A 13,658-nucleotide genomic window follows, 5' to 3' on the forward strand; every position below is an offset into this window, starting at 1 on the left:
CGCAAAGTACTCATCCTTGGCTGTGGACAACTCTCGCGATGTCAGCTCAGATGTCGGACGTCTCGCGTAGCCTGTCGCACCCTCCGTTGAGTTCTCTCGAAATACGGTCATGTTCAACAACATTCACTGAAATCAATCATTGCCCTTTGATCGAACATGTGTACGATGGAAGCATGAGTGGGGGAACGCTTACCGACATCGCCAACGCGGTGGTCGATGAATACGGTTGTAGAGAAACGGTTGTCGGCGATGTCGATGACGAGATCGTGGCTGCGATCCGGGGTGCGGTCGCACTGCGGGCGGTGGCTGACGATGTGTTGGCGCGGTTGAGCGCGCAGGCCGAGCGCGTGGGCACCGCGAAGCGATCCGGTATGTCGCTGCGGGAGTTGTTGTGTGCGAACGGGATGGCACCTGCGGTCGCGGCACGGGTCATCCGACTGGGCCGGGCGATGCAGGTGTTGACGCGGGTGGCGCGGCACAGTCGCGACGCATCGGTGTCGGCGGAGCATCTCGATGCGGTCGCGCGAGGTGTCGAGCACGTCGTGCGCCGCACCGGCGAGACGGTCGATTCCGAGGCGATCGGCGGGTTGGAGGGCAGTCTGATCGGCCAGGCGGTCGCCGGGGCAGCACCCGCGGAGATCGTCGAACGGGCGCGCGCGGTCGCGATCGAGATGACCGTCGCTGCCCCCGGCGATGGCGACGATCCGGACCGGTTGCCTCCGGCAGAGGATTCGACCGTCAACGAGCTGGCCTGGCGAACAGGCGACGACGGGCGTCTCCGGGGTGAATTCGACCTCGACGCACTGACTGCCGAACGGTTCATCACCACACTCGACACCGCATCACGCCCACGCCCGGAACCCGACGGCTCCGACGATCCACGAACGGCCACGCGTCGGCGGGCCGACGCGTTCTCTCAGCTTCTCGAGTGCGGTAGCCGTGGCCTCTCACCGGACGCGTCGCACGGGCCACCACGAACCGAGGTGCTGCTGACCATCCCTGTCGACGCCGACGCGGCCTCCGGCACCGCCGGGCCGGCGTGGTTGTCGTGGATGGGCCCCATCAGCGACCTGTCGGCGAAACTCGTGTCGTGTGATGCACGTCTGGCGGGCGTCGGCCTCGACCTCAACGGAGCACCGGTCTCGGTCACCGCACCGGAACGATTGTTCACCGGAGCCGCCCGCAAGGTCGTGCTGCAGCGGGACCGCGGTTGCATCAAATGCGGAGCACCCGCCTCCTGGTGCGACGTCCACCACATCATTTACTTCGCAGACGGCGGACCCACCACCGTCGACAACGGTTGCCTGCTCTGCCGGTCCTGTCACGCCGCCGTCCACCATGCCGGCTGGGACATCGTCATGGGGGCGGACCGTCACCCCTGGCTCATCCCACCCGCGTCCGTCGACCCACAACGACGACCACTACCCGCCTACAACCGACGAACCCTGCGACTCGACGACCCCGTCGCCGCCTGACCGGCCGAACCCGCGGAACAGACCACCCGAATACATGCACCCGCCCCGCGGGACCGCATCAGCTCTTTGACAACTTCACAGTGTGGGGTCGAGCAGCTCGTGTCTCGACGTCAGTCTGCAACGTCGGTGTAGTCGGTGAAGCCGTACTGCTCATGCGGACCGATGACCGCGAATTCGAACAACCCTCGGGCGTGTTCGGCGCCGTGGCGCTCCGATTCGGCGCCGTCGCTGACCGTGAACTCGGTGAGATGGTCGATCGGGCAGAACAGTTTCATGGTGTCGTCGAGATCGCTGACGAGCGTGTGGCTGTTCTGTACTTCGAGCTCGCCTTGCCACATCCCGTGCCGCCAGTCCTGTTCCAACCCGTAACCCGTTCCGAATCCCAGGAAGTTGGCCAGCTGGGGTACACACTCGACGGTGGTCACGGAGCCCCCGGGACGGGTGAAGACGAGCCTGGCGGAGGCCGGTTCGCGCGTGCCGGGCCGGAACGTGATGGTGTGCTCCGCCCGACCGAGCCATTCGGCGGGCCGGTCCCGGTCATGCCAGATCCTTTGGGTCTGGTCGACCACCCGCTCGCCGGTGGAGGTCTCCTGCAGCAGAACGACGATGGAGTGGTCGCGGCACGCGATCACGGCATAGATCCAGAAGAACGACCCGTGCGTCTCGGTCACCGCACGACCGGGTGGTTCGGGCTCGCCGACAGGTCGCACACCCCAGGAGCGATCCCGGTTGCCGCGCCAGATGTCCGGAGTGACGTCGAAGGTCTCGTCGGCAACAGTCAGGCTGCCCGACCAGGAGCCGGTCTGCACGAAACGCATCGTGTCGATGAAGACCCGGTCGAGACGACGCTGGAAATGTCGGGCCTCCAATGTCGCCGGACTGATCCCGGTGAACGTCAGGTCGAACGACATGCCCGTGTTGTCGTCGTCGAGGACCAGTCGGAGTCGTTCCAGGCCCTGCTCGATCTCGATGCGGAACGGCCCGACGGCGAGGTCGGATCGCTCGGCACCGAGGGCGCGTGACGCGCGGAACACACGGTGGTCGCCGCCATGTCGCAGGACCGCGAAACAGTCGGTGACGCCCAGGTTCGGATAGACGCCGAAACCCACGATCAACCAGGGCAGGGTGGGATCGCCACCGTGACAGTTGAAGTAGTAACGGTCGTAGAAGTTGCGATCGGAGGTTCCCGGGTGGCGAATCACCTCGGCGACCTGGTGGACGGGGTAGTCATCCATGCTCGACAGGGTCATCGACTGCTCGCCCCCGGGGTCGGTGTCAGTGTTGTTCGTGGTGCCGATCTCACGATCCGCTGCTCCCGAGGTTCTTGTCGGTCCAGTAGGTCCCGGCGATCAACGCGTCCACCGTGGCACGGTGCATGATCATGTCGTCGGGGTCATCGGGGACGGTGGCGTGACCGAACGTGATCGCACGGATCTGGATGCGATACATGATGACCGCGTGAATGATCGACGCGTAGGTGATGTAGAAGTCCAGATCTCGGACCTCGTATCCGGTTGCCTCCCGGTAGATCTCGGTGACTCTCGCCGGTCTGAGGAAGTCCGGGAGTCCCGGTAGCCCCGCCATCTCGGTGATGTCCTGGAAGAAGCGGTGCAGGAAGATCGCCCACCCGAGATCCAGTTCGCGCGGACCGAGACAGGCCATCTCCCAGTCCAGTACGGCCACCGGCCGGAATTCGCCGAAGACGATGTTGCCGATACGCGCGTCTCCCCACGACAGGGCCGGGTCGGACTCGACCGGGACGTTGTCGTCGATCCACCGGAAGGCCCGCTCGATCAGCGGCGAGCGCGGGTGCCCGTCGCAGGCCCACTCGTAGAAGGTCCGGAGTCGTCGGACGTGTGCACGCAGCGGCGTCTCTCCCTCGGCGGGCGCCTCGAGCAGATCGCCGTCCACCGGTGTCGCGTGGATTGCCGCGATTGTCTCCACCGCGCTGCGTTCGAGCACCGCACGGTCGTCGTCGCTCGCCTCGGTCACCCACGAACCGAAGGTGTAGGGCATGACATCGGGAGGGATGACGCCGTCGATCCGTGCCATCACGAAGAACGGCGACCCGAGCGGGCCCGGATCGGGTTCCGACCAGAACAGGGTGGGCACGGGGACCTCGGTGGTCTCGGAGACGCGCCTCATCACCGCGTACTGGCGGTCGAGGTCATAGGTCGCGAACACCGGGTCGGACTCCGCCAGCGGCGCGACCCGGGCGACGAGTCGGTGGACCTGCCCGGACCACCGGGCATCGAACAGGAGGGTCTCGCTGGACATGCCGTTCGCCGACGGGATCTGCAGGTCCTCGATCACCGCGTCGGCGCCCTGCACCTCCTGCAACCAGACCCCGAGCCGGTCACGCAGCATCACCGGATCGCGTTGCGACTCCGTGGGGCGCGCGACGTCACCGTGGCCCGCGTCGGCACCATGACGCTGCTCGGCAGGCGAGATACCCTCAGCCATAGGCGATCCCAATCGTCACCCACGATCGTCGTCGATCTGCGGTGGTTGTGGATGCTACGCCGGGAGACCGGAACTAGAACACGTTTTAGTTCGATTCGTCGCTCGCCCCACCAGGGCATCGGGGACACTGTTCCGATGACACGTCTTCGCCAATCCCCGCGGGCTGCACTCGGCGCCGGCGCCCTACTGCTCGTCCTGACGCTGGTCACGGCATGTGGCAGCGACAGCTCGCCCGCCTCGTCCTCGGCCGACGGCCCGCCCGCGGTGACCGTCAACGGTGTCGGTGAGGTGCAGGGCACCCCGGACACACTCACCGCACAGATCGGCGTCGAGACCCAGGCCGCCGACGTGACCGCGGCGATCGCTCAGGCCAACAGCAGCGTCCGCACCGTCACCGACGCGGTGGTGTCCGCAGGCGTCGACCGCAAGGACGTGCAGACCCAGCAGGTCTCCATCACCCCGCAATACGCGGGTGCCCTCCCGGGCGGCAGCAACGCGATCTCCGGATATCAGGCCACCAACACCCTGCGGGTCACCGTCCGTGACCTGGCCAAGGCGTCCACGGTGCTCGGCGACGCGGTGTCGGCCGGTGGCAACGCCACGCGACTGTCCGGCGTGTCGTTCCGGGTCGACGACAACTCGAAACTGCTGTCCGACGCCCGGTCCCGCGCCTTCGCCGACGCGAAGGACCGCGCCGAACAGTACGCGAAGCTCTCCGACGCCGGTCTCGGGAAGGTGCTGTCGATCTCGGAGAACATCAGCGGCCAGGAGCAGTCGGCGAACTCGGACCGCAGCGCATCGTCCAGCCTGGCGGTCCCCATCGAACCGGGACAACAGACCATCAACGTCTCGGTCAGCGTGAAGTGGGCACTGGACTGACCCGACCGAGCGCCCCGGACCGGACTAGAGCCGGTCGAGGATCAGTTCGGTCTTGAGGATGTCCCCGTGGTACAGCCACGCGTTCGAGTCGGTGAGTGAGATGGCCTTCGCCCGCAAACCGGCCGCCTCGGAGCGGGTGTCGGCAGTGAACGACAACTCGATGACCGTCTGCGTCCCACTGCCCGACGCCGCGGGGACCGTCAGCACCTCGATGCTCGGCTCGGTCCCCTGCCAGGACCCGCTGTAGACCTTGGTCGTCACCGGTCCATGGGCCGCCGACTCGGTCAGGCGATCGGTACCCCAGTGCTTCCCGGTCCAGTCGTCGAGCTTGCCGGGGATGTTCGTCACGAGCAGTGACCGCGCGGTCGACACCGCGGGCAGCGAGGTCCCCGAGTAGTTCGACCCGCTCGCCGACTTGTCGTTGCTGAAGCTGAGCTCCTGCCGGCTGTACCCCCAGTCGACCTGGGCGTCGTAGTTCGTGTCCGACGAATCGAATCCGGCCCGGTTGGCGGTGTCGAGTGCCGACGTCACGTCGTCGTTCGACACGTCGAATCGCTTCTTGTAGTTGAGTTCCAGGTTCTTGCCGGTCTTGTGCCGCAGTCGCACACTCCAGCCCTGCGCCCCCAGGGCACCCGAACTGGTGTCGAAGTACTCGTAGGAGCGCGACGACGCGGTCGACGACAGCCCGAAGGCGCTGCGCACGGCCGCCGACGGCACACCCGAACTGTCCAGCGACGACGCGAGCAGATCCAGCTTGACCTCGTAGTCCGGCGTGGCGTTGGCGTCGGCCGAGGCGACCCCGGCGGCGGCGGTGATCGAGACGACGGTGGCCGCCGCGGTGACGAGGACGCGCAGGGAAAGGGGCAGTCGGATGCGGCTCATGAGCGAGAAGTTATGCCGAGGTAATGAACGGCAGGGTGCGGACACCCGCATCGTTGTTCATCTGACCGCCACCTGCGATTCGACCACGGCTGGTATCCCTTCCCGATGCACATGGTCCGAAAGTTGTTGGTCCCCGCCGGAATTGCGCTGATTGTCGCATCCAGCGCCTGCTCGTCGTCCTCGGAGTCGGGCACCGGTTCCGACACCGCGAGCGCCACCGCGACCTCCGCCGCGGGCGCATCGCGAGCGGTCACGCTCTACACCACCGACATCGCGCCACTGGCGACCATCGGCGGCGTCACGATCGGCGGGAGCGCCTACGGGTCCGCGCTGACCCCGGTACCGGGTACCCGCGACGAGTTCTACGGACTGACCGACCGCGGGCCGAACGTCGACGGCCGCACCGACACCGAGAAGGTGTTGCCGCTCCCCGACTTCCATCCGGCCATCGGACGGTTCCGGCTGTCCGACGGCCGCGCCGAACTGACAAAGACGATCACCCTGTCCGGCACCGACGGCGTCCCACTGAACGGTCGGGTGGACCCACGCGCCGACACCGGTGAATCCCTCGTCGACATCGACGGCCGCGCACTGCCGCGATCCGACCACGGCCTCGACACCGAGGGGCTGGTCGCCCTGGCCGACGGGACCTTCTGGGTGTCCGACGAATACGGCCCCTACCTCGTGCACTTCGACGCCACCGGCAAGGAGATCGCCCGCCTGTCACCGTTCGACGGCACGCTGCCGCGGGAGCTGTCGCTGCGCACCCCGAACCAGGGCATGGAGGGACTCACCATCACCCCCGACGGCACCACCCTCGTCGGCGTCATGCAGTCGGCCCTCAAGACCCCCGGGCTGAAGGGATCCGCCAAATCCGTTCCGCTGACCCGCATCGTGACGGTGAACCTGACCAGCAAGGCGGTGTCGGAGTACCTGTACCCGCTGGCCAATCCGCAGAAGACCAAGGTCGCCGTCTCGGAGATCACCGCGCTGAGCAACACACGTTTCATCGTCGACGAACGCGACGGCAAGCTCGAACCCGGAGCCGACAAGAAGCTCTACGTCGCCGACATCGCCGACGCGACCGACGTCGGGCCACGGTCGACGGTCCCCGGCGCGCGATACGTGGCCGACGCCGGCGGCCTGCAGATCGCCGGGCGCGCCATCGAGACCACGGTGGGCGTCGGCACCGACACCGCGGCGATCGAGACGCTGCGAGCGGCCCGGATCACCACCGCGACAAAGACCCTCGACCTCGATCTGGGCGCGCTGGTCACCCGGATCGACCCGTCCGGGGCGTTCTTCGGCCACGACAAGGTGGAGGGTGTCGCCGTCCTCGACGGCGGGTCGACCCTGGTCATCTCCAACGACAGCGACTTCGGACTGACCGGCCTCGCCAAGGACACCCCGCCGTTCACGCTGAGGCCGAAGATCCTGCCCGACGGCAAGCAGGACTCCGGCGAGATCCTGGTCGTCGACACGACCCGGCTCCCGCAAGCGGGCAAATGACCCACCGGCCCGACTGACCAGCGCAGTCTGCGACCGGCGTCGCTAGCATCACAGCGATGCGGCACGTGTTGATCTTCGTGGTGGTCGTCGTGGCCTCGGCGTTGATCGGTGGCGCGGCCTCGTCGACGTCGATCGACGTCCACGCCAACCGCAGGATCGGCGCGCTCTTCGTCGGGGACACCGACCGACACACCTGCACCGCGGAATCGGTCCACAGTCGCTCCGGCGATCTCGTCCTCACCGCGGCGCACTGCCTGACCGGCGAGACCGGTCCGATCACCTACGTTCCCGCATACCGGGTGTCGCAGGCACCCTTCGGTGAGTGGACGGTCACGTCGGTCTATCTCGATCCCGGCTGGCTCACGGGCCAGGACGTCAACCGGGACTACGCGGTGCTCCGCGTGCGATCCGACCCGACGACCGCGCATCGCACACTCGAGTCGGTGACCGGCCGCGGCTTCACAGTCGGGTCGTTCGGTATCGGGAGGGCCGTCCGGGTCGTCGGGTACGGCGCCGGGTCGGGTGACACCCCCATCGGCTGCCGCGGCCGTACCCGGGAGGCGCGGGACTCCCCGACGGTGACCTGCCGCGGACTCGTGGACGGGACGAGTGGCTCACCCTGGATGACCGGTCGCACCACGACGATCGGCCTGGTCGGCGGCTACAACCAGGGCGGCTGCGTCAGCTTCATCTCCCACTCCCCCGTCTTCGACTCCGATCTGACCGCGCTGATCGCACGCGCCGACGACGGCGGACCGGGCGACACGGCACCGTCCACCGGCGCCGCGGTCTGCTGAACCGCCGCACCCGATCGATCAGTACAGGTAGACCAGGGCGTCGTCGCCGCCGTTGCACGTCACGATCGGCCCCTGCGCCGCGCACATCATCGCGATCCGCTGCCCGGTCTCCGGACTCGTCGCCCGCACCGTGCGCGGGAGCTGTCCGGGCGGGCCGCTGGCGGAGTAGGCCAGCCGGACCTGCTCGGCGAAACCACAGGTCGTGGCCGATGTCCCGACCGACGACGCCTCGTAGAGGCCGGTCTGCCCGTAGACGATCGGGCACGCCCGGGAACCCTCAGGCGCCCCCGGCGCCGTGGTCACCGGCGTCGAACCGGTGGTCGACGACGTACTGCTCGCGGGTCCGCGGGTGGTGGTCGCCGGCTCGCCCGACGGTGTCACCGTGACCGTCGACGTACTCGGTGCCGTCGACGCGCTCGGTGCCGCGGACTCGATCGGCGCCGTGGTGGGAAGGGCGCCACCCGAGTCGGATCGACCGAGCACCCAGTACCCGACGATGGCCGCGAGACCGAAGACGAACACCACGATCAGCACGCCGAGCGTGATGACGACACCGCGCGACGGGCCCACGTGGCCGGTCGGCGGCGGTGCGTCGGTGTGGTCGGGGTCAGGCGGTGTCGGGTCGCCGGTCATGACAGGCAGTTTCTCACCGACGGTCGACTATTGCCGGGACGTGCGCCACGAATTCATGCCGAGGATGACCATGACCAGCTTGCGCTCCGAGCGCGCCGTCACCTCGCGGTCGTCACCGTTGTCACGCCGGTTGGCCTCGAGCATCTCGGCCACCGCCTGCAGCAGCACGTTCACCATGAGATCGGCGGCCAGTTCCAGATCGTCGGCGCCCCAGTGCGCCAGCTCGGGTATCCGGGACAGGTCGATGGCCAGTTCCTTCACGAACAACCGCAACTCGGTGTCGATGGCGCGGCGGATCTCCGACACCCCGCCGTGCTGCTCGCGGATCAGGAACCGGAACTGCTCCTCGTTCTCGCGCACCTGTGTGACGAGGATCGCCACCGAACTCTTCACGGTGGGTACGGCATTGCGGGTCGCGAGGTCGCGACGTCCCTCACGCAGCGTCTTGCGGAGGACGCGCATGGAGTCCTCGACCACGGTGACACCGAGGTCTTCCATCGAGGCGAAGTGCCGGTAGAAGGCGGTGGGGACGATGCCCGCGGCCTTGGCCACCTCACGCAGGCTCAGGCTCGCGAAACTGCGGTCGGAGACGAGCGCAAGGGTCTCGTCGAGCAGCGCCTGCCGGGTACGCCCCTTGCGCGCTGAACGACTCTCGGACGCGTCGACCGCAGCCGACCGGGTCGGCGGTCGGGGAGGCGAGGCGTGGTTTCTGGACCGCGACACGGGGCAAGTGTAGGAGAACCGGCCCTGTGACGGTTGTTACATCCCACGATGCTTGACCATCACACCCGTCGGGATGGCACACTATCCGTGTACAAGTGTTCACCGAAATCTGATGGACCGCACAGCCCCATTCCCGCACCCTCTGGAGGCAGCGATGCTCGACCGCTTTCCGTCGATGCTGAGCTCGGTGATCGAAGCCGCGCTGGCACCGCACCCGGTGGACCGCTATCTCGAACTCGTCGACCCCATGATCACGTGGAGCGATCTGCGTGGCCGCGTGGTCGACGTCCGACGGGACACCGCCCGCACCGTGACGCTCACCCTGGCGCCGACACGACAGTGGACCGGCTTCCGCGCAGGGCAGTACATCCAGCTCAGCACCGTCATCAAGGGCGTCCGCCACACCCGCTGTTTCTCGCCGGCCAACGCCGAGTGCGGTCCGGACGGGTTCATCGAGCTGACGATCACCGCGCACGACGACGGCTTCGTCTCCCGCCATCTCCGCGACCACGCGGCCACCGGCGACGTGATGGGCCTGCAGCCCGCCACTGGCGACTTCGTCCTGCCGCAGCAGCGACCCGAGCAGGCCGTGTTCATCAGTGGGGGCAGTGGGATTACACCTGTACTCTCAATGCTGCGCACGCTCGTGGCCGAACGGCACAACGGTTCGGCTGTGTTCATCCACTACGCGACCACCCCGGCCGACGCCGTCTACGCCGACGAGCTGAACGCGCTCGCCGCCGCGAACCCGTGGATCGATGTCCACACCATCTACACCCGCCACACCGACACCGACGGTCCGAACGGACATTTCCGGCCGGAGCATCTCACCGAACTCGCGCCTCGGTTCGCCCAGGCGCAGACCTTCCTCTGCGGCCCCGCCGGCCTGATGGACGCGGTTCGGGAGTTCTACACCGAACGCGACCTCGACGACGCTCTGCACAGCGAGGCGTTCACCGCGCCGTCGGTGGCGCCGGACCCGAATGAGCCGGTCAGCGGCACGCTGTCGTTCGCGTCGTCGGCCCGCTCGGCCGAGAACGACGGCCACACGATCCTCGAGCAGGCCGAGGCCGCCGGGTTGACGCCGGAGTTCGGGTGCCGCATGGGCATCTGCTTCTCCTGCAGCGCGGTGAAGAAGTCCGGGTGCACCCGCAACGTGCTCACCGGGGACGTCGACACCGATTCCGACACCCACATCCAACTCTGTATCTCCGCGCCGGTCGGCGACGTCGAGATCGACATCTAGAAGGAGACACCATGACGATCATGCAGCTTTCCACCAGCACCGAGGCCGACGACAAGTCGACCGGGTCGAAAAAGACCGAACTGATCCTGTCCTACGAGGAGGTCGAGGCCCTCGGGCGCGAGCTCGACGAACTGCGTGCGCGCATCGTCGCCGACCTCGGTCAGTCGGACCGCGACTACATCTACAAGATCATCAAGGCGCAGCGTGGATTCGAGGTCGCCGGTCGCGGATTGGCCTACCTCGGTTGGTTCCCGCCGGCCTGGATCGCCGGTGTCGGTTCGCTCGCGGTGTCGAAGATCCTCGACAACATGGAGATCGGCCACAACGTCATGCACGGCCAGTACGACTGGATGCGTGAGCCGTCGCTGAACTCCCGCGAGTTCGAGTGGGACACCGTGTGCCCCGCCGACCAGTGGCGCCACAGCCACAACTACATGCACCACACCTTCACCAACATCGTCGGCGAGGACCGCGACATCGGGTACGGCATCATGCGCATGGACCGTGACCAGGAGTGGAACCCCTACTACCTCGGCAACCTGCTGTACGCATCGATGCTGATGGTCGGTTTCGAGTGGGGCGTCATGCTGCACGACCTCGAGGCCGAGAACATCGTGCAGGGCAAGCGCAAGTGGACCGACATCAAGGGCCTCGCGAAGGGCATGTGGCGCAAGGCCAGCAAGCAGGTCCTCAAGGACTACATCGTCTTCCCCGCCCTGACCGGACCGCTGTTCCCGATCACGGTCGCGGGCAACGTCAGCGCGAACCTGGTCCGCAACCTGTGGACGTTCTCGATCATCTTCTGCGGACACTTCCCGTCCGGAGTCCAGACGTTCACCCCGGAAGAGTGCGAGAACGAGACCAAGGGTCAGTGGTACCTGCGTCAGATGCTCGGCTCGGCCAACATCACCGGCACCCCGCTGTTCCACATCATGAGCGGGAACCTCTCGCACCAGATCGAGCACCACCTGTTCCCCGACATCCCGGCCAACCGGTACCCGGAGATCGCCCCCGAGGTGCGCGCGATCTGCGAGAAGCACGGATTGCCCTACAACACAGGCACTTTCAGCCACCAGATCTTCTCGACCTGGAAGAAGATCGCGAAGCTCTCGCTGCCCAATTCCTGGACCGAGGACGACGACAACTTCAGTGTTAAGGTCGAGCGCGAACGCAAGGGAGTCGCCTGATCGGTGTGTGGGGCGCCGCGAGGCGACCCGCACACGGTGACGGCCCCGGACCGATGAGGGTGGTGTAGCCGATGGTCGGCAAGTTCGAACGCAACAAGGACCTGCTGCAGGAGGCCGTGGAGTCGACGGCCTCGCACGTCGGACGTATCGCCACCATCATCACCGGGGCCATCGTCGACATCACGCGCGAGATCGGCGACCTGGTCGCCGACGGCGTCGAGATGCGCGAGGCGGCGAAGAAGGCGCAGATCGACGAGGGCGACCTCGACGATCTGCCGCAACTCCCCTCCCCCGACGACGTGATCGACACCCAGGGTGAATATCTGCCCGACGAGCGTCGCTCCTAGCCGTTCGGCACTCCTGGTCGTTCCGCACGCTCACGGTCGTACATCTGTCCGACCTGACCGTTACTCTCTGAGCCCATGACCCGCTTCCGCGGCCTGGCCATGGCCGTTCTGACGTTCGCGATGTTCATGGATCTCATGGACGTCACCATCGTGAACGTGGCCCTGCCCGCGATCCGCGACGATCTAGGCAGCACGCCGTCACAGCTCGAGTGGATCGTCAGCGGCTATGTCCTGGCCTTCGCCGGCGTCCTGATCACCTCGGGCCGGCTGGGTGACCGCTACGGTCGCCAACGGGTCTTCATCGCGGGCATCACCGGGTTCACGCTCGCGTCGTTGACCGCGTCGCTGGCCCAGAACGGGGAGACCCTCGTCGCGTCCCGGGTGGCCCAGGGTCTCTTCGCGGGGTTGATGGTGCCGCAGGTGCTCGCCAGCGTGCAGGTGCTCTACAAGCCCAGGGAGCGGGCCGCGATCTTCGCCGTCATCGGTGTGATCACCGCGATGGCGGCCGTCATCGGCCCCGTCCTGGGCGGCTGGCTGGTCACGAACAACCCGCTCGGCGGCGGCTGGCGCTCCATTTTCTTCATCAACATCCCCATCGGGATCGTCATCGTCATCGCAGCCCTTGTGCTGGTGCCGAACTCGAAGGCCGATCGGCCCTCGCCCCTGGATCCACTCGGGGTGTTGCTCGCGGTCGGCGGCATCCTGCTGATCGTGTACCCACTGGTCGAGGGACGACAGCTCGGCTGGCCGATCTGGTCCTATCTGCTGATGGCGCTCTCACCGGTGGTGCTCGCACTGTTCGTGCTCAACGAACGTCGCCACGGCGCCGACAGCGCGATGATGCCGCTGCGGCTGTTCGCCAACCGCGGGTTCACCGGCGGCCTGACGATCCAGTTCCTGTTCCAGGGATCGATCAACGCGTTCTTCCTCATCCTCGCGCTCTACGTACAGACCGGTCTGGGGTTCACCGCCATGGTGTCGGGCGCTCTGACGCTGCCGTTCAGCATCGGCGCGACGTTGGCCGCCGGGGTGGCCGCGGCCCTCGTGGCCCGTCTCGGGCGCATCCTGCCCGCCATCGGCGGGACGTTGATGGCCGTCGGCACGGCCTGGACGATCTACGTGTTCGATTCCACCGGCGCGGACTACTCGGCGTGGGACACGGTGATCCCGATGGCCATCGCCGGGATCGGTCTCACCGTGATGATGGTCCCCCTGCTCGACATCGCCCTCGCCACGGTCGACGCGGCGGACTCCGGGGCCGCGTCCGGCGTCCTCGGCACGTTCCAACAGGTCGGCGGCGCACTCGGGATCGCGGTCACCGGGGTGCTGTTCTTCGGTGCCGCCGGCCGATACACCCAGTCCGAACTCCTCCATGCGCTCACCATCGCGGCATGGGTGCCGATCATCGGCTACGCGCTGGCGGCGCTGTGCAGTGCTCTGCTGCCCGGCATCTCCGAGGTCAAGGCACACCTGGAGACGGTCGTGGACGAGGAGTCCGTCACCGCCTGACCCTCCGG

Annotated in this window: 13 protein-coding genes; 8 read left to right on the top strand and 5 right to left on the bottom strand. The window is 67.1% G+C overall.

Annotation, left to right across the window (positions count from 1 at the left end):
• The first annotated feature begins 173 nt into the window (after positions 1 to 173).
• Positions 174 to 1,475, top strand: coding sequence for an HNH endonuclease (locus IEV93_RS15335; RefSeq protein ID WP_188490854.1), 1,302 nt, complete (start codon positions 174 to 176; stop codon positions 1,473 to 1,475).
• A gap of 110 nt (positions 1,476 to 1,585) precedes the next feature.
• On the opposite strand, the gene IEV93_RS15340 is transcribed toward IEV93_RS15335, so the two are convergent.
• Positions 1,586 to 2,725, bottom strand: coding sequence for an Rv3169 family protein (locus IEV93_RS15340; RefSeq protein WP_188490855.1), 1,140 nt, complete (start codon positions 2,723 to 2,725; stop codon positions 1,586 to 1,588).
• 49 nt (positions 2,726 to 2,774) lie between these two features.
• Positions 2,775 to 3,938: a phosphotransferase family protein gene (locus IEV93_RS15345; protein ID WP_188490856.1), complete on the bottom strand. Its 1,164-nt coding sequence runs from the start codon at positions 3,936 to 3,938 to the stop codon at positions 2,775 to 2,777.
• A gap of 135 nt (positions 3,939 to 4,073) precedes the next feature.
• On the opposite strand from IEV93_RS15345, the gene IEV93_RS15350 reads away from it, so the two are divergent.
• Entirely contained in the window at positions 4,074 to 4,817 is a 744-nt protein-coding gene (locus IEV93_RS15350; RefSeq protein WP_188490857.1) for an SIMPL domain-containing protein, read from the top strand.
• Between the two features lie 24 nt (positions 4,818 to 4,841).
• Here the strand turns inward: IEV93_RS15350 and IEV93_RS15355 are convergent, their stop codons facing one another.
• A complete protein-coding gene (locus tag IEV93_RS15355) occupies positions 4,842 to 5,699 on the bottom strand; it encodes a hypothetical protein (RefSeq protein WP_229705216.1) in 858 nt (285 codons plus the stop codon).
• 105 nt (positions 5,700 to 5,804) lie between these two features.
• Between IEV93_RS15355 and IEV93_RS15360 the strand changes: the two genes are divergently transcribed.
• Both IEV93_RS15360 and IEV93_RS15365 read left to right on the top strand, forming a co-directional pair.
• Positions 5,805 to 7,208 carry an esterase-like activity of phytase family protein gene (locus tag IEV93_RS15360; RefSeq protein WP_188490858.1) on the top strand — a complete coding sequence of 468 codons (1,404 nt, stop codon included), beginning with the start codon at positions 5,805 to 5,807 and terminating at the stop codon, positions 7,206 to 7,208.
• Between the two features lie 56 nt (positions 7,209 to 7,264).
• Complete coding sequence (locus tag IEV93_RS15365; RefSeq protein ID WP_188490859.1) at positions 7,265 to 8,005, top strand: trypsin-like serine peptidase; 741 nt, start codon at positions 7,265 to 7,267, stop codon at positions 8,003 to 8,005.
• An 18-nt stretch (positions 8,006 to 8,023) separates the two neighbouring features.
• On the opposite strand, the gene IEV93_RS15370 is transcribed toward IEV93_RS15365, so the two are convergent.
• Both IEV93_RS15370 and IEV93_RS15375 read right to left on the bottom strand, forming a co-directional pair.
• Complete coding sequence (locus IEV93_RS15370) at positions 8,024 to 8,638, bottom strand: hypothetical protein (protein WP_188490860.1); 615 nt, start codon at positions 8,636 to 8,638, stop codon at positions 8,024 to 8,026.
• Positions 8,639 to 8,665: 27 nt separating this feature from the next.
• Positions 8,666 to 9,361, bottom strand: a complete 696-nt coding sequence (locus IEV93_RS15375) for a TetR family transcriptional regulator (RefSeq protein WP_188490861.1) — start codon at positions 9,359 to 9,361, stop codon at positions 8,666 to 8,668.
• Between the two features lie 154 nt (positions 9,362 to 9,515).
• On the opposite strand from IEV93_RS15375, the gene IEV93_RS15380 reads away from it, so the two are divergent.
• The 4 genes from IEV93_RS15380 to IEV93_RS15395 all read left to right on the top strand — a co-directional run bounded on the left by IEV93_RS15380 (position 9,516) and on the right by IEV93_RS15395 (position 13,650).
• Entirely contained in the window at positions 9,516 to 10,607 is a 1,092-nt protein-coding gene (locus IEV93_RS15380; RefSeq protein ID WP_188490862.1) for a ferredoxin reductase, read from the top strand.
• Between the two features lie 20 nt (positions 10,608 to 10,627).
• On the top strand, positions 10,628 to 11,794 hold the full coding sequence (locus IEV93_RS15385) for a fatty acid desaturase family protein (protein WP_229705311.1): 1,167 nt from the start codon (positions 10,628 to 10,630) through the stop codon (positions 11,792 to 11,794).
• A 71-nt stretch (positions 11,795 to 11,865) separates the two neighbouring features.
• Positions 11,866 to 12,141 carry a hypothetical protein gene (locus IEV93_RS15390; protein ID WP_229705217.1) on the top strand — a complete coding sequence of 92 codons (276 nt, stop codon included), beginning with the start codon at positions 11,866 to 11,868 and terminating at the stop codon, positions 12,139 to 12,141.
• A 75-nt stretch (positions 12,142 to 12,216) separates the two neighbouring features.
• Positions 12,217 to 13,650, top strand: coding sequence for a DHA2 family efflux MFS transporter permease subunit (locus tag IEV93_RS15395; protein WP_188490864.1), 1,434 nt, complete (start codon positions 12,217 to 12,219; stop codon positions 13,648 to 13,650).
• Positions 13,651 to 13,658 lie beyond the last annotated feature (8 nt).

The sequence above is a fragment of the Williamsia phyllosphaerae genome (assembly GCF_014635305.1).
GTDB lineage: Bacteria > Actinomycetota > Actinomycetes > Mycobacteriales > Mycobacteriaceae > Williamsia_A > Williamsia_A phyllosphaerae.